Annotated in this window: 17 protein-coding genes; 8 read left to right on the top strand and 9 right to left on the bottom strand. The window is 34.5% G+C overall.

Going from position 1 to position 23,571, the window contains the following annotated elements; translation table 11 throughout:
- Position 1: 1 nt before the first annotated feature.
- Positions 2-955 (bottom strand): AAA family ATPase, encoded by a 954-nt coding sequence (locus OQ292_RS08565; RefSeq protein WP_284685992.1) that lies wholly within the window; start codon positions 953-955, stop codon positions 2-4.
- Between the two features lie 154 nt (positions 956-1,109).
- Complete coding sequence (locus OQ292_RS08560; RefSeq protein WP_284685645.1) at positions 1,110-1,640, bottom strand: hypothetical protein; 531 nt, start codon at positions 1,638-1,640, stop codon at positions 1,110-1,112.
- A 200-nt stretch (positions 1,641-1,840) separates the two neighbouring features.
- Here OQ292_RS08560 and OQ292_RS08555 point away from each other — a divergent pair, with 200 nt between their 5' ends.
- From OQ292_RS08555 to OQ292_RS08545, 3 genes are read left to right on the top strand one after another with little or no spacing between them, the layout of a single operon-like run.
- Positions 1,841-3,052, top strand: a complete 1,212-nt coding sequence (locus OQ292_RS08555; RefSeq protein WP_284685644.1) for a lipoprotein N-acyltransferase Lnb domain-containing protein — start codon at positions 1,841-1,843, stop codon at positions 3,050-3,052.
- A 36-nt stretch (positions 3,053-3,088) separates the two neighbouring features.
- The gene (gene gldA / locus OQ292_RS08550; protein WP_284685643.1) at positions 3,089-4,006 is read left to right on the top strand and encodes a gliding motility-associated ABC transporter ATP-binding subunit GldA; all 918 of its coding nucleotides are present in this window, start codon (positions 3,089-3,091) and stop codon (positions 4,004-4,006) included.
- A gap of 6 nt (positions 4,007-4,012) precedes the next feature.
- Positions 4,013-5,506, top strand: a complete 1,494-nt coding sequence (locus tag OQ292_RS08545; protein ID WP_284685642.1) for a gluconokinase — start codon at positions 4,013-4,015, stop codon at positions 5,504-5,506.
- On the opposite strand, the gene OQ292_RS08540 is transcribed toward OQ292_RS08545, so the two are convergent.
- Complete coding sequence (locus OQ292_RS08540; protein WP_284685641.1) at positions 5,503-6,642, bottom strand: hypothetical protein; 1,140 nt, start codon at positions 6,640-6,642, stop codon at positions 5,503-5,505. The genes OQ292_RS08545 and OQ292_RS08540 overlap by 4 nt on opposite strands.
- Positions 6,643-6,861: 219 nt before the next feature.
- Between OQ292_RS08540 and polA the strand changes: the two genes are divergently transcribed.
- The 3 genes from polA to secA all read left to right on the top strand — a co-directional run bounded on the left by polA (position 6,862) and on the right by secA (position 13,792).
- Complete coding sequence (gene polA / locus OQ292_RS08535; protein WP_284685640.1) at positions 6,862-9,657, top strand: DNA polymerase I; 2,796 nt, start codon at positions 6,862-6,864, stop codon at positions 9,655-9,657.
- A gap of 12 nt (positions 9,658-9,669) precedes the next feature.
- The gene (locus OQ292_RS08530; RefSeq protein ID WP_284685639.1) at positions 9,670-10,161 is read left to right on the top strand and encodes a protein-tyrosine phosphatase family protein; all 492 of its coding nucleotides are present in this window, start codon (positions 9,670-9,672) and stop codon (positions 10,159-10,161) included.
- Positions 10,162-10,417: 256 nt separating this feature from the next.
- Positions 10,418-13,792, top strand: a complete 3,375-nt coding sequence (gene secA, locus OQ292_RS08525) for a preprotein translocase subunit SecA (RefSeq protein ID WP_284685638.1) — start codon at positions 10,418-10,420, stop codon at positions 13,790-13,792.
- Positions 13,793-13,968: 176 nt separating this feature from the next.
- Here the strand turns inward: secA and OQ292_RS08520 are convergent, their stop codons facing one another.
- The 4 genes from OQ292_RS08520 to folP all read right to left on the bottom strand — a co-directional run bounded on the left by OQ292_RS08520 (position 13,969) and on the right by folP (position 16,822).
- On the bottom strand, positions 13,969-14,382 hold the full coding sequence (locus OQ292_RS08520; protein WP_284685637.1) for a hypothetical protein: 414 nt from the start codon (positions 14,380-14,382) through the stop codon (positions 13,969-13,971).
- A 196-nt stretch (positions 14,383-14,578) separates the two neighbouring features.
- A complete protein-coding gene (locus OQ292_RS08515) occupies positions 14,579-15,004 on the bottom strand; it encodes a RidA family protein (RefSeq protein ID WP_284685636.1) in 426 nt (141 codons plus the stop codon).
- Positions 15,005-15,062: 58 nt separating this feature from the next.
- Complete coding sequence (gene cdaA, locus OQ292_RS08510; protein ID WP_284685635.1) at positions 15,063-15,965, bottom strand: diadenylate cyclase CdaA; 903 nt, start codon at positions 15,963-15,965, stop codon at positions 15,063-15,065.
- Between the two features lie 89 nt (positions 15,966-16,054).
- On the bottom strand, positions 16,055-16,822 hold the full coding sequence (folP, locus tag OQ292_RS08505; RefSeq protein WP_284685634.1) for a dihydropteroate synthase: 768 nt from the start codon (positions 16,820-16,822) through the stop codon (positions 16,055-16,057).
- Between the two features lie 263 nt (positions 16,823-17,085).
- Here folP and OQ292_RS08500 point away from each other — a divergent pair, with 263 nt between their 5' ends.
- Positions 17,086-17,745 (top strand): hypothetical protein, encoded by a 660-nt coding sequence (locus OQ292_RS08500; protein WP_284685633.1) that lies wholly within the window; start codon positions 17,086-17,088, stop codon positions 17,743-17,745.
- Positions 17,746-17,754: 9 nt separating this feature from the next.
- Here the strand turns inward: OQ292_RS08500 and OQ292_RS08495 are convergent, their stop codons facing one another.
- The gene (locus OQ292_RS08495; protein ID WP_284685632.1) at positions 17,755-19,461 is read right to left on the bottom strand and encodes a M61 family metallopeptidase; all 1,707 of its coding nucleotides are present in this window, start codon (positions 19,459-19,461) and stop codon (positions 17,755-17,757) included.
- A 381-nt stretch (positions 19,462-19,842) separates the two neighbouring features.
- Between OQ292_RS08495 and OQ292_RS08490 the strand changes: the two genes are divergently transcribed.
- A complete protein-coding gene (locus OQ292_RS08490) occupies positions 19,843-21,003 on the top strand; it encodes a glycosyltransferase family 4 protein (RefSeq protein ID WP_284685631.1) in 1,161 nt (386 codons plus the stop codon).
- Between the two features lie 74 nt (positions 21,004-21,077).
- Here the strand turns inward: OQ292_RS08490 and OQ292_RS08485 are convergent, their stop codons facing one another.
- On the bottom strand, positions 21,078-23,534 hold the full coding sequence (locus OQ292_RS08485) for a TonB-dependent receptor (RefSeq protein WP_284685630.1): 2,457 nt from the start codon (positions 23,532-23,534) through the stop codon (positions 21,078-21,080).
- Positions 23,535-23,571: the final 37 nt, after the last annotated feature.

Genomic DNA, 23,571 nt, shown 5'->3' with positions numbered 1-23,571 from the left:
ATTACTTATTTATTTCAATCTTTTTAAGAATGGATTCTACTATATATTTTGAAGATATACCATCAGCTTCTGCTTCATAATTCAGCAAAATTCTATGGTTAAGTACATCATAAGCCACTTCTTTAATATCTTCAGGAAGTACATAGTTTCTGCCCTCTAAAAATGCAATTGCTTTTGCAGCTCTGTTTAAGTTAATAGAAGCCCTTGGCGATGCACCAAACTGAATGTATTCCGAAAGCTCATTTAAACCAAAGTCTTTAGGGAAACGAGTGGCAAAAATTAACTCAATAATATATTTCTCAAGACTCTCAGAAATAGACACTTGGTTTACAGCATCTCTTATGGCAAAGATGTCTTGTTTAGTAAGTATCTGATTAATTTGAGTATTAAAAGAAATATTAGACATTCTACGCATTACTTCCATTTCGTCTTCTTTAGAAGGATAAGAAATGTAAATTTTAAGCATAAAACGGTCAACCTGAGCTTCTGGCAATGGATAAGTACCTTCTTGATCTACTGGGTTTTGAGTAGCAAGTACTAAGAAAGGCTTGTCTAATTTAAAAGTAGTTTCACCAATTGTTACCTGTCTTTCCTGCATCGCTTCGAGTAAAGCAGCTTGTACTTTTGCAGGAGAACGGTTTATCTCATCAGCAAGAATTAAGTTAGAGAAAATAGGGCCTTTTTTTACCTCAAACTGCCCATCACGTTGGTTATATATCATTGTACCGATAAGGTCGGCAGGTAAAAGGTCTGGTGTAAACTGTATACGCTGAAAGTCTGATTGTAAAACTTTAGAAAGTGTATTTACAGTAAGTGTTTTTGCTAGTCCAGGAACACCTTCTAACAGCACGTGGCCATTTGTAAAAAGTCCCACCAATAGTCTGTTAACCATGTATTCTTGACCAACTACAATTTTTCCAACTTCTGTAATAACCTGCTTAATTTTCTCATGCAGGGTGTGTGTATTTTCAGTATTTGCGAACTCAGTCATCTGATAAAAAATAGCTTACAAAAAAATTTGATGAGCAAAACTAATCGATGCCCTTCTAAAACCGAAATATAGCTTAGATGAACGGTAAAAAGTAATTTCAGGGTAAAAACAAATTAATTTACTGTTTTTTGAGCCATATAGAATCTTTAAGAGTTCTTATATATTTCTCTTCGAGCTTTTCTATCTTAAATAAATAAAGTTTTAGTGAGTCTCGATTAAAGAAATTAGGTTCAAAAAGTTCAATAGCATAAATGCTGTCGCCCGAAAAAATATTTCCTGTTTTGCCTTTATTGTCAATAGCAAAGAAAGTACCTTGTTCCTCAAGGTTTTCACTTGTTTTTAATAAAAGTACATTTGGTTGCTGAGATGGATTAGCTTTTTCTGATAAAACTCGATCTAAAAAACTATTGTTTTCGGGAATTGAATAACTGTATGCAGAGTTTATAATACTTTCTTCAAGAGGAAAATTATTGCTGCTATCAACTGGGGTAAAAGTATTATACTGGCTTAAGAGCAGTTTCTTTTTTTGAGCTTGTTCTAGTGTGTAAACAGGAAAAGAATCGTCATTTCTAATATTAAAAAAGATGAGCAATGCTAAAGCAACGAAAATTGAAATTGTTAAAAGCAATGTAAGGCGCTTGTTCTTCATGCAAAAAATCTTTTCTGAAAGATACGTAAAATTGTAGCTGAGTTTTTTTAAAAAGCGCTTTTTTAAAAGTATTCATATTTTTTTAATACTGTTTTTACAGAAGATGAGTCTTTGAATCAAAAACTTGAAGAGAAATTAATAGTAATCAGACTTTTTGCATTGATAGTAATAGATATATTTACGGTATATTTTTTTGATACATGCGCATTTCATATAAAAACAGCTTTCATTTATTCTTATTAATAGCATTAGTTTTTCAGCTAGCTTCGGCACAAGCACAGGTTAAACTATCTCACAGAGCAAAAATTAGTGTGTTTACCATTGCTCCTGGTGGTGCAGATGATGAACTATTCACACAGTTTGGTCATAGTGCTTTTCGTGTGTTTGATCCAATGAACCGGATTGATTGGATATACGATTATGGAGTTTTTGATTTTGATGCACCTAATTTTTATTTGAAGTTTGCAAGAGGGAAGTTAAATTATATGTTGGCTAAAAGAGATTACAAGCGTTTTCTGGCAGCATATCAACATTATAATAGATCATTAACTGAGCAGGTGCTCAATCTAGATTCTGTTGAAAGACAAAAGGTTTTTGATTATTTAGAGACTAATTACCTTCCAGAAAATCGCTATTACCTCTACGACTTTTTTTACGATAACTGTGCAACTAAAATTCCATTAGTTGTAGAGGAGTCTTTAGGTGATAAAGTTGAATTTGATAGATCTCCTACTGAAGAAGATCGCTCTTTTAGAGATCTAATAGAACCTCGCCTTGTAAATCACAGATGGGGAGATTTAGGTATCGATTTGGCTTTGGGTTTACCAACCGACAAAATAGCTACAAGGTATCAATACATGTTTTTGCCATATTATGTAGAAATACAATTTGCTAAGGCAAAAATCACCCATAATGGAGAAACAGAACCTTTAGTAAGTACCACCAGGGTTGCTTTTGAAGCAACGCCAGATGATGGAAACGGGACGATTATTGGCCCGGGAATGGTATTTGGCGCATTACTAGTTTTGGTGATAGGTTTAACTTATCTCGATTTCTTTAAAAAGAAGAGAGCAAAGTGGTTAGATTTTACATTATTCCTCATTGCCGGATTAATTGGTTTGCTTTTGTTTTTCCTTTGGTTTTTAACAGATCATAAAGCAACGCATGGTAATCTCAATATTATTTGGGCATTTCCGACTCACTTGGTATTTGCCATTTTTGTATTGAAAAAGAGTTTTAAAAATTGGGTAAATACTTATGCTTTAGCGACCGCCATTGTGTTGTTGCTTTTAGTAATATCTTGGTTCTTTTTACCACAACCTTTGCATTATTCGGTGTTTCCTGTGGTAATAGCTTTAGGTATTAGGGCATTTTACATATGGTATTATCACAATAAAATCTCAAATTCCTGATTTCTTTTTGTAGCCTGTTTATATATTTTTTTATCTATGAGTATTGTAGTTTCTAACCTCACCAAAATTTACGGAAAGCAAAAAGCAGTTGATAATATTTCATTCGAAGCGCGTGAAGGCGAAATTCTGGGTTTTCTTGGTCCAAATGGAGCAGGTAAATCTACAACAATGAAAATTACTACCTGTTACTTACCACCTACAGAAGGTAATGTAGAAGTGTGTGGATATAAAGTAACCGAACAGCCAATAGAAGTTCGAAAAAATGTAGGTTACCTCCCAGAGCACAATCCATTATACTTAGACATGTATGTGCAGGAGTATTTGAAGTTTATTGCTTCTATGCATAAAATAACTGGTAGCAATGCTAAAAGCAAAACTGCTGATATGATTGATTTGGTTGGGCTCGAAAAAGAAAAAAGCAAAAAAATAGGTTCGCTTTCTAAAGGTTACAGACAACGTGTGGGTTTGGCTCAGGCACTTATTCACGATCCTAACGTTTTAATTCTGGATGAACCTACTACCGGTTTAGACCCAAACCAGATTCAGGAGATTAGGCAGGTGATTAAAAACATTGCTGTACACAAAACGGTTATCTTCTCAACGCATATCATGCAGGAGGTACAAGCACTTTGTGATAGAGTAATCATTATAAATTCAGGAGAAATTGTGGCCGACAATCAAGTTGGTAAACTTAGAACTTCCGAAACACGTGAAATAAAAATTATGCTTGAACTGGAAAGTCCGGCAGATATTTCTTCGGTAAAAGATGTAGAAGGTGTACTTGATTTTGAAGAGAAAGGAGAAAAATCATATATCATAAAAGCAGTTCCTGATACTGATATAAGGGGTGATATTTTTAGAAAAGCAGTAGCCAGTAACTGGGTAATTACAGGTTTAAGTCAAGAAGAAGTATCACTTGAAAATATATTCCAAAACCTTACCCGTAAAAAATAGTCATGGATGGCTTCCATTGAAGATACACCCTGTTTATTTGCTCTCGATATAGGTACTACAGCCATTAAGTTTGTAGTATTTGATAAAAATCTAGAAATCCACTATCTGGAAGAAACGGAAGTTCATACTTACAGACCTGCCGAAGGCGAAAGCGAACAAGAAGCAGAAGAAGTATGGCAAAAAGTGAAAGCTGGTATTTTGAAGATGAGTAAAAAGTTTTCAAATCCACTTTCTTTGAGTTTTAGTGCTGGTATGCACAGCATTATTCCAGTTGATAAACAAGGTTCTTCCCTACACAAAGCCCTACTCTGGTCTGACCTAAGAAGTAAGCAAATTGCCTATGATTTAAGAAAAACAGATAAAGGGATGAAGCTTTATAGAGAGACAGGTACGCCAATCCATCCGATGTCTCCGCTTTGCAAGCTGCTTTGGTTTAAAGAACAGCAATCAGAAGTATTTGATAAAGCTGCCAAATTTGTATCCATCAAAGAATATATCATTCATAAGCTTACAGCTAAGTATGTAATTGACTACTCAATTGCTTCAGCTTCTGGCATGTTTCAACCAGAAAAAAACTGTTGGCATCCAGATGTTTTAAAATTGATTGGTATAGATGAGGATAAGCTTTCTGTAATTACAGAGCCAACCAAACAAGTTCCTTTAATTAAAGAAATGGCAGATGAGCTACAGTTGCCTAAAGATTTTACATTAATCTCAGGTGGTAGTGATGGTTGTTTATCGAATTTGGGAGACAATGCTACCGAAGTTGGTATTTATTCCATTTCCATAGGTACAAGTGGTGCAGTAAGAACTGTTTCAGATAAGTTTATTACAGATAAACAGATGCGACTTTTCTCTTATAAGTTAGATGAAGGATATTATGTGCATGGTGGAGCGATTAATACAGGTGGAGTAGCATTAGAGTGGTTAGGTAAAGAGATGTTTGGTGATGAAGATAAACCGCTTTCACCAGTAGAAATAACCAAGTTGGCAGAAGCTAGTGAACCAGGAGCATCAGGTTTACTCTTTTTTCCATACCTACAAGGAGAAAGAGCTCCATTTTGGAAACCAGATATTGATGGCGCATTTTTAGGTCTCACCATCAAACATGGGAAAAAACAAGTGGCTAGAGCCGTAATGGAAGGTGTATTATATAACCTTTGTTATGTAATGGGCACTGTTTCAGATTTGCATCCGAAGCCAGTTACAATTAAGGCAAGTGGAGGTTTTACAAAATCAGACTTTTGGTTACAGATGTTAGCCGACATATCTAATTGCAAAGTAGAGGTAGACGATGGTACAGCCAGTGCTGCCAGAGGTGCCGCTATTTTGAGTTTACGAGCTTTAGGATTGGAAGAAGGTATAAGTGCTAAAGATCATTTTGATGGCAAAAAATATAACCCTGATAAAGAAAAGCATAAACTCTACAAAAAGTCTTACAACAGCTTTGTAAAGTTTATGCCTGAGGTGGCTAGCTATTCAGAAAAAAGTGTTGATTAATTTTTACTGAAATTAGCATTAAATACTGGGAGTAACCTTAATCCTTTTGGGTTGCTAGCTACATAATTTAATAGTCCTAACTGTAAACCTTTTATATTTTTGGTATAGTTAAAAACACCGATAGTTAATCCTTTTTGTGTTCCTTTTACTTTATGGTAAGCACTTACTGAAAGTCCAGATAGCGTTCCATCATTTTCAATCTTTACATGTGCAGGGGCAATCGTAATTCCTTTAATTTCCTCTCCTCCTACTCCAACAACTGCTATATTCAGTCCATATACTTTTTTGCTTCCTATTCCGATACCAGCAATGTTAATCCCAGTTATTTTTTCACCAGCACCCATTCCAATACCTGTAATATTGATTCCTTTTAATTCTTCACCAGCTCCTAAGCCTATACCAGATATATTAAGTCCGGTAAGGTTTTCTCCTGCACCTATACCAATAAAAGAAAGGTTTATACCAGTAATGTTTTCTTTAGCTCCAAGTCCAAGAGCAGCAAAGGAAATTCCTTTAATACTTCCTCCTGCTCCCATTCCAAGTCCACCGAAGCTAATTCCATTAATATCGCCACTAGCTCCTAAACCTAAACCAGCTGCTGTAATTCCGTAAATATCACCACCAGCACCAGCTCCTAAACCTGCGAGAGTAATTCCACTAATGTCATCTCCTGAACCAAGTCCAAGACCACCAACATTAAACCCTTTCAAATTTCCACCACTACCAATACCAAGTCCACCAATGTTGATACCGTTCATATCATCTCCAGTACCAGCTCCAAGAACTCCCACATTAATACCATTCATGTCGTTGTCTGCACTCATTCCAATACCAACGGCAATACCATTAATAGTTCCTGTTCTTACTATTGGTAAACCAACAGCCAAACCATTTACCACGCCATCTACAGAACCTTCATTAAACTTGGTATAAGGCTCCCAAATAGTTAGATAAAAAATATTGGCCTTTTCAAAATCTCTATCTCTGTAGTTAAATCTAAATCCAGTAAAATTTGGTGAGTTACCAAAGCTAAGTCCCCAAGTTTTGGCTGGTATATTTACACCTTGTGCGTATGTTTCATTAAAAATTAAAACACTAAGAAAAAAACTCAACACTATAAATTGCCTGATTTTCATAATAGCAAGTACTTAAAAATTTATTTAAACATTATTCTGAAAATCGCTTAAACAGTACTATTAAAGCGATTAAAATTTCACATTTGAGCATTAGATGCAATTCGTTGCAAGTCGGTTGCCTCGAAATTCAGATTTTATTGAAGTGGATAAGTTTTAAGTGTTAATTTTGCCAGTTAGGATAAAGGAAGAAACATTTCCGCAACAAGAAAACAACATAGGATGCCCTCAAAAAAATTATTTTTACTAGATGCCATGGCACTGATTTATCGTGCCCATTTTGCTTTTAGCAAAAACCCTCGTGTCAATTCTAAAGGAATGAATACCGGAGCCGTATTGGGATTTACCAATACATTGTGGGAGATTATTAGAAAAGAGAAGCCTTCGCACATTGGAGTGGCATTTGATACCCATGCACCTACTTTCAGACATATAGAATATAAAGAATACAAAGCGCAGCGAGAAGCCCAGCCGGAAGATATTCAGGTAGCAGTTCCTTATGTGAAAAAACTGGTTAAGGCTTTTCAAATACCTGTTTTAGAATTGGATGGTTACGAAGCGGATGATGTAATTGGAACCATTGCCAAGCAAATGTCTAAGCACGATTTTGAAGTATTTATGATGACACCAGATAAAGACTACGGTCAGTTGGTAGAAGATCATATTTACTTATACAAGCCTGCTTTTATGGGTAATGGTGTTGAAGTAATGGGTATTCCAGAAGTATTAAATAAGTGGAATATTTCTCGAATAGATCAGGTAGTAGATATGCTAGGTCTACAAGGAGATAGTGTAGATAATATTCCAGGTATTCCGGGAATTGGACCTAAAACCGCTGCCAAACTTTTAGAACAGTACGATACTGTAGAAGGAATTATCGAGCATGCAGATGAGCTTAAAGGCAAGCAAAAAGAGCGTGTAAAAGAAAATGCAGACTTGGCGGTACTTTCAAAGAGATTAGCCAAGATTGATATAGAAGTTCCAATAGAATATTCGGAAGAAGATTTAGTATATCAGGGATTTGAAGAAAAAAGTCTGAAAACCTTATTCGATGAGCTCGAGTTTAGAACTCTTGCCGATAGAATAATGGGCAAAGAAAAATCTGCTACAAAAAAGAAAACAAAAGCTACAGCAGCTAGTAGTGGACAAATGTCTTTATTCGAAAAGGCAGAAGAGAAAGAAGAAACAATTCTACCAACAGAAAAGAAAGATATTAGTAGCGTTGCACACAATTACTATTTGGTAGACGAAGAAGAAAGAATGCTGGAACTGGCAGACTTCTTAAGCAAACAGGACGAATTCTGTTTTGATACTGAAACAACTAACCTTGATCCTTTTGAGGCAGAGTTGGTAGGGATTTCATTTTCTTATGTAACTGGCGAGGCTTATTATATCAATGTTCCGTCAGATAAGGAAAAGGCTCAGCAAATTGTAGACATATTTAAACCTGTTTTCGAGAATGATAAAATTATGAAAATAGGCCAGAATGTGAAGTATGATAGAATTGTGCTAGAAAACTACGGCGTATCTCTCAAAGGAAAAATCTTTGACACCATGTTGGCGCATTATCTCATAGAGCCAGATATGAGACATAATATGGATGTACTGGCAGAAACTTATCTGAATTACACTCCTGTTTCAATTGAAACCCTTATTGGTAAAAAAGGTAAAAAGCAGAAAAGCATGCGAGATGCCGATCCTGTATTAGTAACAGAATACGCAGGCGAGGATGCTGATATCACATTGCAATTAAAACAAGTTTTTGCTCCCCTACTCAGCGAAGAAAAAATTAAGAAACTATTTTTTGATGTTGAGTGCCCACTGGTTGAAGTGCTTTCAGATATTGAGAGAAATGGTGTGAAAATAGATACAGCAGCGCTTAAAAATTATTCAGAAGAAATTCAGAATGATGTAACTGAGCTTGAGAAAGGTATTTATGAAAAGGCTGGTGAAGAATTTAACATTGGCTCACCAAAACAGCTTGGCGAAATTCTTTTCGATAAGTTAAAACTGGTTGATAAGCCGAAAAAGACCAAGTCTGGCCAATATGCAACAGGTGAAGAAATTTTGGTTACCTTATCGCAAGAGCACGACATTGTTCAGCAGATTTTAGATTACAGACAATTGCAAAAACTAAAATCTACTTATGTAGATGCCTTGCCAACCCTTATTAGTCCGAAAGATGGTTTAATTCATACTTCATACAACCAAGCAGTAGCAGCTACAGGTCGATTGAGTTCTACAAACCCTAACCTGCAAAACATACCAATTAGAACAGATAGAGGTAGAGAGATTAGAAAAGCTTTTGTTCCTCGTAGCGAAGACTATATTATAATGGCAGCCGATTATTCTCAAATCGAACTGCGTATAATGGCAGCCTTTAGTAAAGATGAGGTTATGATCGATGCTTTTAAAAACGGCAGAGATATTCACGCTACTACAGCAAGTAAATTGTATAAAGTACCTTTAGAAGAGGTTGATGGTGAGATGAGAAGAAAGGCAAAGACCGCCAATTTTGGTATAATCTATGGAATTTCTGCTTTCGGTCTGTCACAACGTCTTAATATTCCAAGAAAAGAAGCTGGCGAATTGATCGAAGCTTATTTCGAAGAGTTTTCATCTATAAAAAAATATATGGATGAAATAATCAATTTTGGTAGAGAACACGAATATGTAGAAACCATTCTTGGCAGAAAGAGATATTTAAGAGACATCAACTCAAGAAACTATACACTTAGAGGTTTTGCAGAGCGAAACGCGATTAATGCACCAATACAAGGAAGTGCTGCTGACATGATTAAAATTGCCATGATTCAAATAAACGATTGGCTGAAAAAAGAAAAGCTGCAAAGTAAAATGATTATGCAGGTGCATGATGAATTGGTGTTTGACGTGCATAAAGATGAGCTTGAATTAATGAAGAAGCAGATTCCAGAAATGATGAAAAATGCTTTGACTTTAGATGTGCCAATGGAAGTAGAAACAGGCACAGGGAATAACTGGTTAGAAGCACATTAATCTTTTACTGTCATGAGAATTTACTGGGTTGACGAATTGCAATCAGGGAAAATTGGCATGATGGCGCGACCAAGAGGAAACGATTGGTTAGAAGACGAAATAAAAAAGTTAAGCTTAAAGAATGTTGATATTCTACTTTCTTTATTAGAAACTCAAGAAATAAGAGAATTGGAACTTGAAGAAGAAGCATACTTTTGTAAAAAGTATAATTTGCAATTTCTTCATTTTCCAATTCAAGACAGAAATATTCCTGAAAACAAGAAAGCATTTATCAGGCTCGTATCTTTTCTCGCTTCTCAGATTAAATTAGGGAAAAAGATTGTAATCCATTGCAGAATGGGAATTGGAAGAACTGCTACAGTTACAGCTGCTTTATTAATAAAATGTGGTTTTTCAGCTAAGGGTATTTTTGAGTTTCTTAAGCAAAAGAGAGAATTACAGGTTCCAGATACTGAGCAACAAATTAAGTTTATTGAAGAAATATCTGAAGAGATAAACAATTAAGTTCGAAATTTTCTTCTCTTAAAAGAAATTAACAGGCATAATTTATTCTAATATTTGAATTAGTCTTTAACTTAACACGTTTTTTTGGGCTTCTTAAGTAGATGTCATAGCAAGTAGTGCCAATATGGCAGTGTATTGCCAAATTGCATGACTTTAGAACAGTGAAAGACCGAGACTATTTGTAAATTTGAAAGTATTTAGCTGTACGAATTTGAGATAGCACCTATCAACAGAATAATATTAAAATCATACAAAAATGATCAACTCACTTACAAAGGCATTCTCTAAAATATTCGGTACCAAAACCGATAAAGATTTGAAGGAGCTGTTGCCTATTGTTGAAAAAATCAATATAGAATACAAGCAGCTGACAGATATATCTGATGATGAGCTACGTGAAAAAACTGATAATATCAGAGAAAAAATTGATGCGCACTTAAAAGGCATTGATGATGAAATTGCAAAGCTACATCAGTACATTGCAGATCATCCTGAACTTGATATAGATGAGAAAGAAGCTACTTTCGATAATATAGATAAACTGGAAGAAGACAGAAATACTTCTTTAGAAGAAGTATTGATGGAGGTTCTCCCAGAGGCTTTTGCAATAGTGAGAGAAACTGCAAGAAGGCTTAAAGAGCATAAGCAATTAGCAGTAAGCATCTCTGAGTATGACGAAAGAATGGCTGCTTCTAAAGATTATGTTACCATTAAAGATGGTAAAGCAATTTGGGCAAACCAGTGGATGGCAGCAGGTAATCTTATTACTTGGGATATGGTGCATTACGATGTGCAGTTGATTGGTGGTATTGTTCTACATCAAGGTAAAATTGCTGAGATGGCAACTGGTGAAGGTAAAACCCTTGTTGCAACCTTGCCTTCGTTCCTAAATGCTTTAGCTCGTAGAGGGGTGCATATCGTAACTGTGAACGACTACCTTGCAAAAAGGGATGCTGAGTGGATGGCGCCTATTATGGAGTTCCACGGTTTAAGAGTAGACTGTATAGATAAATACAAACCTCACTCAGATGCTCGTAACGAAGCTTACAAAGCAGATATTACTTATGGAACAAACAACGAGTTTGGTTTCGATTATCTAAGAGATAATATGGCTCGCTCACCAGAAGAGCAAGTACAGCCAAAACACCACTATGCAATGGTCGATGAGGTTGACTCAGTTTTAATTGACGATGCACGTACACCTCTTATAATTTCTGGTCCGGTTCCTAAAGGTGATGAGCACGAGTTTTATGATTTAAAACCAAGAGTTCAAAAACTTGTTGATGCACAGCGTAAATTGTGTATGGAGTATCTGAAAGACGCACAGAATAAAATAGCTGCTGGAAACGACGATGAAGGCGGTCTTTCACTTCTAAGAGTTTACAGAGGTTTGCCAAAATATAAACCTCTTATTAAATACCTTTCTAAAACAGGTATCAGAGCAAAACTTCAAAAAACTGAGAATTACTATTTACAGGAGAATTCGAAGTTAATGCCTGAGGCAGATAAAACATTATTCTTTACAATTGATGAAAAGAACAATGTAATTGACCTTACAGAAAAAGGGCTTAACCTGATTACACAAGAAGGTGAAGATAGAGATTTCTTTGTGCTTCCAGATATTAGCATTAAACTAGATGCTTTGGAGAAAGACACTTCAATAGAAGACAAAGAAAAATTAGTTAAAAAAGACGAGTTAATTTCTGAATATACTGCAAAAACGCAGAGAATCCATACAGTAAACCAGTTACTAAAAGCTTATACTCTTTTTGAGAAAGACGATGATTACATCATTGTAGACTCTAAAGTAAAGATTGTAGATGAGCAGACTGGTCGTGTAATGGAAGGAAGAAGATATTCTGATGGATTACACCAAGCTTTAGAAGCAAAAGAAAATGTAAAAGTTGAAGATGCTACGCAAACATATGCAACAGTAACGCTTCAAAATTACTTTAGAATGTACCACAAGCTTGCTGGTATGACTGGTACTGCAGAAACAGAAGCTGGTGAGTTCTGGGAGATATATAAACTGGATGTTGTAGTAATTCCTACAAACCGTCCAATTGCTCGTGACGATAGAGAAGACAAAGTTTATAAAACTGTTAGAGAGAAATTTAATGCAGTAGCCAAAGAGATTCAAGATTTGGTTGATGCAGGAAAGCCAGTACTAGTAGGTACAACATCAGTAGAAAATTCAGAAGTGTTGAGCCGTATGCTTAAATTAAGAAAAATTGAGCATCAGGTATTAAATGCAAAACAACACGCTCGTGAGGCAGATGTAGTTGCAAGTGCAGGTATGCCAGGTACAGTAACTATTGCTACAAACATGGCAGGTAGAGGTACCGATATTAAGCTTCATCCTGATTCTAAAAGTGCGGGTGGTTTAGCAATTGTAGGTACAGAACGTCACGAATCTCGACGTGTAGATAGACAGTTGCGTGGTCGTTCAGGTAGACAGGGTGATCCGGGTGCATCTCAATTCTTCGTATCATTAGAAGATAACTTGATGCGTCTATTTGGTTCAGAGAGAATTGCCAAAATTATGGATAGGTTAGGTTTGGAAGAAGGCGAAGTAATTCAACATTCAATGATTACCAAATCTATCGAAAGAGCACAGAAAAAGGTAGAGGAAAACAACTTTGCCATAAGAAAGCGTCTATTAGAGTATGATGACATCATGAACTCTCAGCGTGAGGTAATCTACAAAAGGCGTAAAAATGCACTTTTCGGTGAGCGTCTACAGTTAGACATCATGAACAACTTCTATGAGGCAGCAGAAAATGTTGTTGAAAATACGGTTGGCGATTTTGACGGTTTCCGTTTAGAGTGTCTACATGTATTTGGTATAGATGTAAGTGTTTCTCAAGATGAGTTTGCTAAGGCAGATGCTCCAGTACTTGCTAGCAAAGTTTATCACGAAGCTCATAACCATTACCAAGAGAAGAACAAGCAGATTATGGAAAAAACCTATCCGGTAATTTCCAGAGTGTTTGAAGAAAAAGGTGCTACTGTAGAAGAAATTGTTGTTCCTTTTACTGATGGTAAAAAGCTTGTGAATGTAATTGTAAACCTTAAAAAGGCAAAAGATAACAATTGTGCAGAGGTTGTAAAATCTATGGAACAGTTCATTTCACTTGCTATAATAGACCAAGGTTGGAAAGAGCACTTAAGAGAAATGGATGAGCTGAAAGAGCAAGTGCAAAATGCCCGTTACGAGCAAAAAGACCCATTGGTAATATACAAATTTGAGGCATTTGAGTTGTTCAAAGGTTTTATGGGTTCTATCGCTAATGATATTGTGACTTTCCTTTCTAAAGCTAACATCGCAGTGAATGATCCAGACGATGTGCAAAGTGCTAGAAGAGTTAAACAGCAAAACAGTTCACAAAAAGTTCGTGAGACTAAAGCGGAATCAGGTTCGGTACTAAGTGGCGGTAGTGGAAACGCTCCTCAACCACAAGCTCCAAGAAGAGAGGTGGAAATTACCAAGCCTAGACAAGTTAACAGAGTGATAGGTAGAAACGACAAAGTAACTGTTAAATATAATGACGGTACTACCAAAAAAGATGTAAAGTTTAAAACAGTAGAAAAAGATATACTGGAAAACAAGTGCGTTTTGGTAGAGTCTTAAAAACAAAAGAATAAGTATTCACCCAAATATAAAAAGCCGATATCTACAACATATCGGCTTTTTCAATAATTGTTTTTCTCAAGGTAAATAATACTAAGTAATCAAGTATTAAGTCAAATTAATATTGATTGAAACTATAATGGAACTGTATCTATTGTTGAACAAATAAGCTTGATTTATTTTGAAGAAGTTTGAGTTTGTATAGAAGTAATTTGAAAAGGCTTTCCTCCCCACCTTTCGTTTGGCTTTACTTGTTTTATATTACCAGAAACTACTACTCTTAATTCTTCCTTTCTGTACTTTACTGGTAAATTACAAGGATAAAACCTTTGACCGTCTTCCAACTCAATCATGTAAACTCTCACCGAAAGTATAATTTTGCCCGCTGTGTTTATTATTTCTCCTGCATTTTTACGGTCGTCGAACTGGCAATTTGCTTCAATTAGTGAAAGATCGTTATGTGTTTTTTGGTTAGAAGCATCAACTTCATCAACACTAGAAGTATTATCCCTTTGTTCGGGACTTGCATGCTGCGATGTTTTACAAGAGTACAATACAAACATACAACAGAATACAAGTAGCCTTCTCAAATTAATAAAAGTTGAAAAAATATAATTTGTACAGGCTCTCAGTTCTGTACATAGATGAAAAAATTACTGTTTGAATTTGATAAAAAAATTTTACAGAATCAAGTAATTGAATAATATTTATTTTGCATTTATTAACTTTTGAAAAATATTATAATTTTTTCTTCAAAAAATGCAATGCGATTTTAATATGAAAATTTTAAGGAATAAATGCTATACATTTAAGCTCTACAGCGATGGGAGTTGGTAAGGCATTTACTTCAACAGTAGTTCTACAAGGTTGGAAATCTTTAAAATAACTGGCGTATATTTTATTAAATTCTTTAAAGTCACTCTTTATATTTGTGAGGAATACAGTAACATCTATCAGGTTATTCCATTGTGCTCCTGCATCTTCTAGTATAAACCTAATGTTCTCGAAAACTGCATGTGTTTGGGTAACGATGTCGTAACTTACAATTTCACCATATTCATTAAGAGAAACACCAGGAATTTCTTTTAGCCCTTTCTTTCTTGGCCCTACACCAGATAAATATAGAAAGTTGCCTACTTTTTTTGCATGTGGATAAGCTCCTACTGCTAGCGGTGCTCTATTAGAGTTGAAATCTTGAATGTCGTTTTCCATATTAAAAAATTCTGGCAAAGATGAATATCAAGAACTATGAGGTAAGTAAAAAATCAGCTTATGCTTTCTGCATTTTATCCTTTTGTAAATCTTTTTGAGAAGGTTTGTCATTATCAGATTTTTCCTTGTCTTCTTTTTCAGATTTCTCAACCTTTTCGGGCTCAGGCTTATTAGCTAGGTATTCATTTAATTTAGTTCTTATTTCAATAGGAGAAAGGTTATGGAAAATCTCACCGTTTGCCACATAAGATAATTGGCCTGTTTCTTCAGATACGATTAGCACAACAACATCATCTCTTTCTTCAGACATACCGATTGCAGCTCGGTGCCTCAATCCCATAGTTGCTGGGATATTTTGATTTTCAGAAACAGGTAAAATACATCTGGCTGCTACTACTCTTCCTTTATGGATAATTACTGCACCATCGTGCAAAGGACTATTTTTAAAGAAAATAGACATTAGCAATCTCTTAGAAACTTTGGCATCTAAGATATCGCCAGTTTCTGCAAAAAACTTTAGTTCGTCGTCTTTAGAAACTACTATAAGTGCGCCTGTATTTGTAGCTCCTAAAGATTTAAGTGCTTCTATAATAGAGGTAATGTCGTAATTATCTTTACTATTGGTTTTACCAAAGTTGAAAAAATTGGCAATAGTAAGGTCTTTTAAGTTGGTGCTTTTGCCAACTAATAATAAAAATTTTCTGATTTCATTCTGAAAAATAATTAATGCCCCCAACACTCCTACACTCATAAATTGACCTAAAATGGAAGTAAGCATTTCCATTTCGGTAGCTTTTACCACAAGATATACCAGATAAACTAGTAAGAAGCCCAGTGAAACACGCAAAGCAACACTCCCTCTTATTAGTTTATAAACATTGTAGAGTAAAACGGCTACCAGAGTAATATCCAGTAAGTCAACAAATCTGATTTCTAAAAATCCGACATTAAATAGGAACATGTCAGGTAAAGTATAAAAATTAATTTTTTAAAAATATGAATATCACTTCCATCAGAAAATATTTTAAGATGTAGTTAATTTCATTGTAATTAGTCGTACAACAGCCTTATGATTTGATTTGCTTCCCGCACATCGTGTACGCGAAGTATTGAAGCTCCATTTTTTAATGCTAATGTATTAATTGCAGTAGTTCCGTTGAGTGCTTCTGCTGGAGTGATACCCAGCTTTTTGTAAATCATAGATTTTCTAGAAACACCTACGAGTATTGGTAAATTTAAAATATTAAATTGGTCCAAATGGGAAAGTAGAAAATAATTTTGCTCTAAATTTTTAGAAAAGCCAAATCCCGGATCAAGAATAATATCAGTGCAACCTGCTTTGGTTAAAAAGTCTATTTTCTCTCTAAAGTAAGCAAGCATCTCAAGTATAATGTTATCATATTGAGTATAAGTCTGCATATTTTGAGGAGTACCTTGCATATGCATTAAAATATAAGGCACTTTTAACGCAGCTACAGTTTGCAACATCTCTTTATCTATATTTCCACCCGAGATGTCATTAATAATAGCAGCACCGACCTCAACGGCCTTTTGGGCAACACTCCCTCTAAATGTATCTATAGAAATTATAATATCTGGATATTGGGCAACTAGTGCTTCTATTACTGGAACTACACGGTCTATTTCTTCTTGTGGGGAGACATTTTCTGCATTTGGTCTTGAAGAGTATCCTCCTACGTCAATTATTGTTGCGCCATCTTTTAGCATTTTGCCAGCATGCCCAATTGTTTGAGCTATATCACCAACCCATTTACCTCCATCGAAAAACGAATCTGGAGTAATATTTAAAATCCCCATTACAATTGGTTTTTTTAAAGATAATAGCCGGCCTTTTATATTAAGAGTATATTTTTGAGATAGCACTTCCATTAAAAAATATTTTGCTAGTATAATTTATAAGTTACTTAAATTAATAAGTGTTTATATTTATTAAATAAATTTTAAAGAAACTCCTTTGAGTTCCTAATAGACTCTAGAAATCTCAGTTTTTTTGATAATAAATATTAATAGAGTCTGATTTTTTATAATTTTCTTCAATATAAAAAAATAATTGAATTCTAATGAAGCCTAAAATTATCATACCAGTTTTACTAATCTTGGCATTTGCTATTGTTAAGCTTAAACAAATTGAAGAGAAAAAACTTGAGGCGCAGTTAATTGCTTCGAAGGAAGATTTTCAACAAATAGTAAATAATTTTAAAACACCAGAAGATTACATAAACTCACTTAGTTTAAGTGAAATAGAGAAAGCTAATTGGAAAGTATATTCAGAGAAATTTAACCTCATTGAAGATAGTTATTTGGATACAATGTGGTTTACACATAAGAATTTTTTAAAAGAGAATGATGAATTAATTTTAGCATGCAAGTTTAATGATAAGGGTAATCTTAAATTAATCAGTCATTATACAAGCACAGAGCCTCTACAGCATTATCAAATTCAGTTGGTAATAGAAAATCAGGTTTTTGATAGTTCAATGGTATTGAGTGCAGAAAAACCATTTTATAAAGGTGAGGCAGTAAGTTTTACAGAAGAAGTTGCTTTTGATTCTGATAAAGACATTAGACTTCTTGAAAAAATTGCAGAAAATTCTTCTTCTGAAATAATGGTTCGACTTATTGGAAATCATGCTTTCAAAGAATATGTACTCTCTGAAAACATGAAACTTGCATTAAAAGATAGTTGGAGTTTTGCTAAACTGATGAATAACAAAATTTAGTTTAAGCATTTATTCACCAAACCATCCTTTTCTTAGATTTACAGATGGCATATCAGCTTCGTCGTTTAAAGAAATCTCATATGTATCAAAAAATGTATCTTCTGTCTTTTTTAGCTCAGCATGTTTGAGTTGACTATTTCTAAAGAAGTACAAATCTACATTTTCAGAAAACTGGAAGCATTCTTCGAAGTTTTTAGCCGGTTTAACATTGTTTATGGCGATAATTTCATCTCCTGTTTCTAGAAGTTCTATTGCAGGAGAATCTTCTGCTAAATCTGATACTATGAGTTTTTCTTGCACATATGAAGCCTTTAAGCCATAAAGTTTCTCAGCGAAAGAAGTTGAAGTTATTTTTTGGAAGTTAAACCCAAAAGAAGTGAATAACTTAGTGAGTGTATCTTCTAAAAGAAGCTTCCCTTCTATAAACATCTCAAAGTAACTTGACATATCTTTGCCAGCAATTTCACTCACTGCTTCTTTATAGTTTTCTATTGTATACCCACTTTTTTCATGCTTATTCCACATTAATCTCATTACATCATCTAGAGATTTTTCTCCTTTACTGTCTTTTCTAAGCTGTAAATCGAGTATTAAAGCTGCAAGTGCTCCTTTTACATAAATAGATACCTTTCTGCCGGGAATTCCTTTATCGTAACCATCTAACCACAATTCCATAGAAGAATCTGTTAACGTAGCATGTAATCGCCCATTATTATGGAAGTGTCTCTTTATAATTATATTGAGCTCTTTTATATATTGTTTTGCATCAAAAACGCCTGATCTTTTTAATATATAATCACCATAATAAGTCGTGATGCCTTCTGCAATAAATCCTGTTGGGAAATAATTCTCATTAAAATATTGATAAGGAACCATTTCGCTTGGTCTTAGTCGGGTAATGTTCCAAGCATGAAAAAGCTCGTGTGAACTCACCCCTAAAAAGTCATTATAAACTTTTTCGGTATTAAAAGCATAGTCTGGTCCAAGGGTGATTACAGTGGATTTGGCATGTTCTACACCATGATAGTTAGGATAAGGTAAAATCTGATATAGAAAATGATATTCTTTTGCCGGATAGGCACCAAAAAGTTCTATTTGGCTCTTAGTAAATTTAGAAAATGCATCTATAACTTTCGGTTTATCTATATTGACATTTCCTTGAAACCAGATGTGAAATGTTGAATTATTGCAGTCATATTTTAAGTGCGTAAGGTTATCAGATGCTATAATAGGTGAGTCAACAAGTTCAGCATAAGAAGTTGCTTTTAAAGTATTTGAGTTTACTTTCTCTAAACTACCAGCAACTTGCCATGATGAAGGAATGTCTAACTCAACTTGGTGTGTTTCGTTAAAAGACTCATCAGCAAGCATGGCACATGTAATCCAGTTAATGTACCATTGGCTATCGTCTACCCAAGTTCCTCCAGCATCCATTTGCCTAGCATAATAGCTATAATTGATCGATATTTCATCCACTGATTCAGTATTGACTATCCAAGTATCTTTATTAGTTTTTAAGTATGAAAGGGTATTGCCTTCTACATCATTCGCTATAAAGTCTCTTACATTTTTAGCGAAATTTTGTAGCTCATAACGGCCTGGTCTCCAAGATGGCAATCTAAAAATGCATTCTTTTTTACCCTTAGAACTATATGTAATCTTAATATTAAAAAAATATTTTTCTTTTATATTTCTCTTTACTTCATACTTAATCATACTGGAAAATTATATTTGTAATAATTTTATTTTTCTATAACAAAAAATTATAAAATAACCTTTAAGCTAAACTCGTAATTCTAAATGAATTATTGTTTTTAGTTAAAAAGGCTGTTATTATTTGAAATAACAATATAAAGTTTTGTTTAATACCTATAAAGCTAAATTAATTTTTATGTAAGTTAATTACTTCTTGTTTAAAAATTCATGCAATACAATCTCTTATTTTTAGAGCAAGATTGATCTCTACCACTTTATTATAATTAATTAACTTATCGAATTAAGAAACGTTAAGTTCTTCTTATAATCATTGTTAAATGCTGCCGTTAGAAAATCGATTTTAACTTTAATTAATTTACCAGCATATTATCCCTTTATTAGATGATTATAGGTATTACGATTAACAGATCTTGGAATATTTACAACTTTCGAAAGGGCCTTATTCAATCATTATTGAAAGACGGGCATGAGGTTGTAGCAATTGCTCCTGAAGACGGATATGGAAAAAAGCTAGAAGACCTTGGTTGTAAATTTTATTCTTTGGATATGGATAATAAGGGTTCAAATCCATTGAACGACCTACGCCTCACAATGCAATTATATAATATTTATAAAAAAGCTAATCTTGATGTAGTTCTTCAATATACGATCAAGCCAAACATATTTGGCTCAATTGCAGCTCACCTTTGTAATATACCATCAATTTGTAATGTTACCGGTCTTGGTACAGTATTCATTCACGACAATATTACTTCTAAAATAGCTCGTTTTTTATATAAAACAGCATTCAGATTTCCATCTCATGTTTTCTTTCAAAATAGAGACGATCAAATGCTTTTTATAAGTCAAAAGCTAGTTGAAAAGAGAAAAACAAGTTTATTACCAGGTTCTGGTGTAGATATTCAACACTTTACACCCGGAAATAGAGTAGAAAATAAAGTATTTACTTTCTTACTTGTTGCGAGAATCTTATATGATAAAGGAATTGTGGAATATGTAGAAGCCGCAAGAAAGTTAAAGGCTAAAGGTATAGAAGTGAAATGCCAACTTTTAGGAGAGTTTGATTATAGTTCTGGGCTTGGTATCTACAAAGTAAAAGTAGACCATTGGGAAGAAGAAGGCTTAATAGAATACTTAGGTGCAACAAATGATGTAAGACCTTATTTAGATAATGCTGATTGTGTAGTATTACCTTCTTACAGAGAAGGAACTCCTCGTTCTTTATTAGAGGCTGCAAGCCAAGGTAAGCCATTGGTGGCAACAGATGTTCCAGGTTGTAGAGAGGTAGTTGTTGATACTTATAATGGCTTTTTATGTGAAGCAAAAAATGCAGATGACCTAAGCGAAAAAATGGAGAGAATGGTACTTTCAAGCCCAAATATGATAGAATATATGGGTAAGAATAGCAGAAAACTAGCTGAGTCTAAATTTGATGAAAAAATAGTAATTAACAGATATCACGAAAAAGTAGCTGAATGTACCAATGCAGAATTGGTTAATGCAGAAGCGAGCACTTCAGTTTTAACTTATGAAATGAGCTAAGTTTTAAAATATTCTTATTCTAAGAAAAAAGCCAGTTAGGGGATTTCCAACTGGCTTTTTTTATATCATTAATTTTAGATCTTTATTCTTAGTCTAACTAAGAAGTTAGTACCTGCTTGTGGATAAAAATGATCTTCTCTAATGATTGAACCTCCATATGCATATGCATAAGTGTAGCCATTAGATTCATATAATTCATTAAAGATATTATTCACCAATAAATCTATACCAATTTGCTTAACAAAGCTTGGAGTAAACTGATAGCTTAATCTAATATCATTAGTAAAGTAAGCATCAATTATGCGATCTTCACTTGAAGTATTATCTAGATATTGTTTGCCTACATATTTTGATAACAATGCCATTTCAAAGCCATTGTAAGGAGCGTAAATTATCTGGCTACCAGCTATCAAGTCTGGAGAAAATGCTATGTCTGTATTTCCAAGATTATTACTGATGTAGCTGAAGTCATCATAGTTGATGATGTATTCTGTGAAATCTTTATTGATGTTTTTACTGAAAGTAGCATTAGCCATCCATGTTAGTTTTTCTACAGGTTTTACCTGCCATTGAATTTCAACACCTGTTCTGTAGCTAGATGGAATATTTGTTCTAACAGAACCACCAACATCGTTTACTTCACCAGTAGGTATTAACTGATTTTTGTAATCCATTAAGTAGTAATTTACAGCGAAGGATGTATTTGCAGTATGTCTAGCATAGCCCACTTCTAAGTTTCTTAATGTTTCATGCTTTGGCTTTACACCCGGTGTAGCATCAGTGTAGTCACTTCTATTTGGTTCTTTATTGCCAATTGAAAAAGAAGTGTAAATTTCATGGTTACCGAAGAAGTATCTAGCACCAAATTTAGGATTGAAAAAGGTGAGGTTATCATCAAAATTAATCTCACGGAGGTCATTATCTATACCTTCTGAAGAATAATTAACTCGTCTCAGTTGCAAATCGCCAAATAGGAAAAGTCCAGATTTTATCTGTAAACTAGCTTTAGCATAGATGTTTGCATCGGTTTTAGTTGCATCACTTGAATAATACCTTTGATTTACATTAGCATCTGCTGGAAGTGACCTAGCCCAAATAACATCACCAAAATGACCTCCTTCGTATCTGTTCCAACCTCCACCAACAATCATATCAAATACTGAAGTATTATCTATTTTTGCATCACTTTTATAATTCAAAGAGAAAATTCCTCCGTAGAAATCATTATCGAGCCATCTTTGAACGACAATATCGCTATTCGTAATTGTATCATTATTTATTACAGGGTAAAGCTGATAACCATCAAGGCTTTTGTCGTAGCCAGCTTGTTCGAAATAACCCTTGCCTTTAGTGTAGTGTAATGCTGTATTTAATTGCCAATTCTCATTAGGCTGGTAATTATACAGAAACTGATAATGATCTTGTTGATAGTTATCAATTTCATTATCGTAGATGTAGTAATTATACGATCTGCTATCACTTTCTAACAAGTTTGTAGCTTGAGCTTCTGTGAGTCCGTTATTCCAGATATATTGTTGCATACCTTCAGTATCATTATTTAGGCGTGCTTCTGGTACTCCCCACCAAGCCTGATGAGTAACTTCTTGCCCTGAAAATATATTGAAAGTAACATTACTTTTTTCTGAGTGATAAGAGCCTGACAAATAGAACGATTTAAGTTCTGCTGCGGAGCGATCTACAAAGCCATCTGAGCTTACTTTGGACAATCTGCCATAAATGTTAAATCCTTTTCCGATTTCACCAGTGTTCACCTCAACATTATGTCTCCATGTGTTAAATGAGCCATAGCTGTTATCGATTCCAGCAAATGCTTCATTAGATGGTTGCTTGGTGTTTATATTAACACTTGCCCCAAAAGCTCCTGCCCCATTTACGGAAGTTCCAACACCTCTTTGGATGGTTACATCACTCACAGAACTAGCAAAATCTGGCATATTTACCCAAAAAACACCATGAGATTCTGAGTCATTTAAAGGGATACCGTTTACTGTAACATTAATTCTTTGTGGGTCGCTTCCTCTAATTCGCATACCAGTATAACCCACTCCTGCTCCTGCATCAGATGTAGTTACAATAGATGGTGTAAAATTGAGTAATTGGGGGAAGTCTTGTCCGAGGTTTTGCTTATCCAAGTCTTTAGAAACCAAGGTAGTTTTAGTAACAGGATAAGTTCTTTGCGCATAAACAATTACTTCTTTTCCAGAAATAACTGAAGGTTCTAGTATGATAGAAAGAGGTGAGTTTAGCTCTCCTGATATTTGCTTTTCTATAGTGTTAAAACCGACATAAGAAATAATTAATATTTGCTCTCCCTCTGGAATTCCAGTTAAGCTAAACAGACCATTTTCATTAGTAATGGTTCCTTTACTAGTGCCTTTAAGTAGGATCGTAGCTCCTGGGAGAGGTTGTAGTAATTCTGCATCTAGAATCTTGCCTTGAATGCTCGATTGCGCCTGAGCTCCAAACGAAAGAATAGAACTAAAAATAAATAGTAGAAATAATCTGTACATAGGGTAAAATATTTATGTACAGAGTACCTTGAAGAGA

The sequence above is a fragment of the Chondrinema litorale genome, assembly GCF_026250525.1.
Lineage (GTDB): Bacteria > Bacteroidota > Bacteroidia > Cytophagales > Flammeovirgaceae > Chondrinema > Chondrinema litorale.
This window is presented reverse-complemented; position numbering and strand designations above follow the sequence as displayed.

Bases quoted from the DNA above. Each gene is read 5' to 3' on its own strand.
- OQ292_RS08560 (WP_284685645.1), bottom strand. From the start codon at position 1,640: ATGAAGAACAAGCGCCTTACATTGCTTTTAACAATTTCAATTTTCGTT.
- OQ292_RS08555 (WP_284685644.1), top strand. From the start codon at position 1,841: ATGCGCATTTCATATAAAAACAGCTTTCATTTATTCTTATTAATAGCA.
- gldA (WP_284685643.1), top strand. From the start codon at position 3,089: ATGAGTATTGTAGTTTCTAACCTCACCAAAATTTACGGAAAGCAAAAA.
- OQ292_RS08545 (WP_284685642.1), top strand. From the start codon at position 4,013: ATGGCTTCCATTGAAGATACACCCTGTTTATTTGCTCTCGATATAGGT.
- OQ292_RS08540 (WP_284685641.1), bottom strand. From the start codon at position 6,642: ATGAAAATCAGGCAATTTATAGTGTTGAGTTTTTTTCTTAGTGTTTTA.
- polA (WP_284685640.1), top strand. From the start codon at position 6,862: ATGCCCTCAAAAAAATTATTTTTACTAGATGCCATGGCACTGATTTAT.
- OQ292_RS08530 (WP_284685639.1), top strand. From the start codon at position 9,670: ATGAGAATTTACTGGGTTGACGAATTGCAATCAGGGAAAATTGGCATG.
- secA (WP_284685638.1), top strand. From the start codon at position 10,418: ATGATCAACTCACTTACAAAGGCATTCTCTAAAATATTCGGTACCAAA.
- OQ292_RS08515 (WP_284685636.1), bottom strand. From the start codon at position 15,004: ATGGAAAACGACATTCAAGATTTCAACTCTAATAGAGCACCGCTAGCA.
- cdaA (WP_284685635.1), bottom strand. From the start codon at position 15,965: ATGTTCCTATTTAATGTCGGATTTTTAGAAATCAGATTTGTTGACTTA.
- folP (WP_284685634.1), bottom strand. From the start codon at position 16,822: ATGGGGATTTTAAATATTACTCCAGATTCGTTTTTCGATGGAGGTAAA.
- OQ292_RS08500 (WP_284685633.1), top strand. From the start codon at position 17,086: ATGAAGCCTAAAATTATCATACCAGTTTTACTAATCTTGGCATTTGCT.
- OQ292_RS08495 (WP_284685632.1), bottom strand. From the start codon at position 19,461: ATGATTAAGTATGAAGTAAAGAGAAATATAAAAGAAAAATATTTTTTT.
- OQ292_RS08490 (WP_284685631.1), top strand. From the start codon at position 19,843: ATGATTATAGGTATTACGATTAACAGATCTTGGAATATTTACAACTTT.
- OQ292_RS08485 (WP_284685630.1), bottom strand. From the start codon at position 23,534: ATGTACAGATTATTTCTACTATTTATTTTTAGTTCTATTCTTTCGTTT.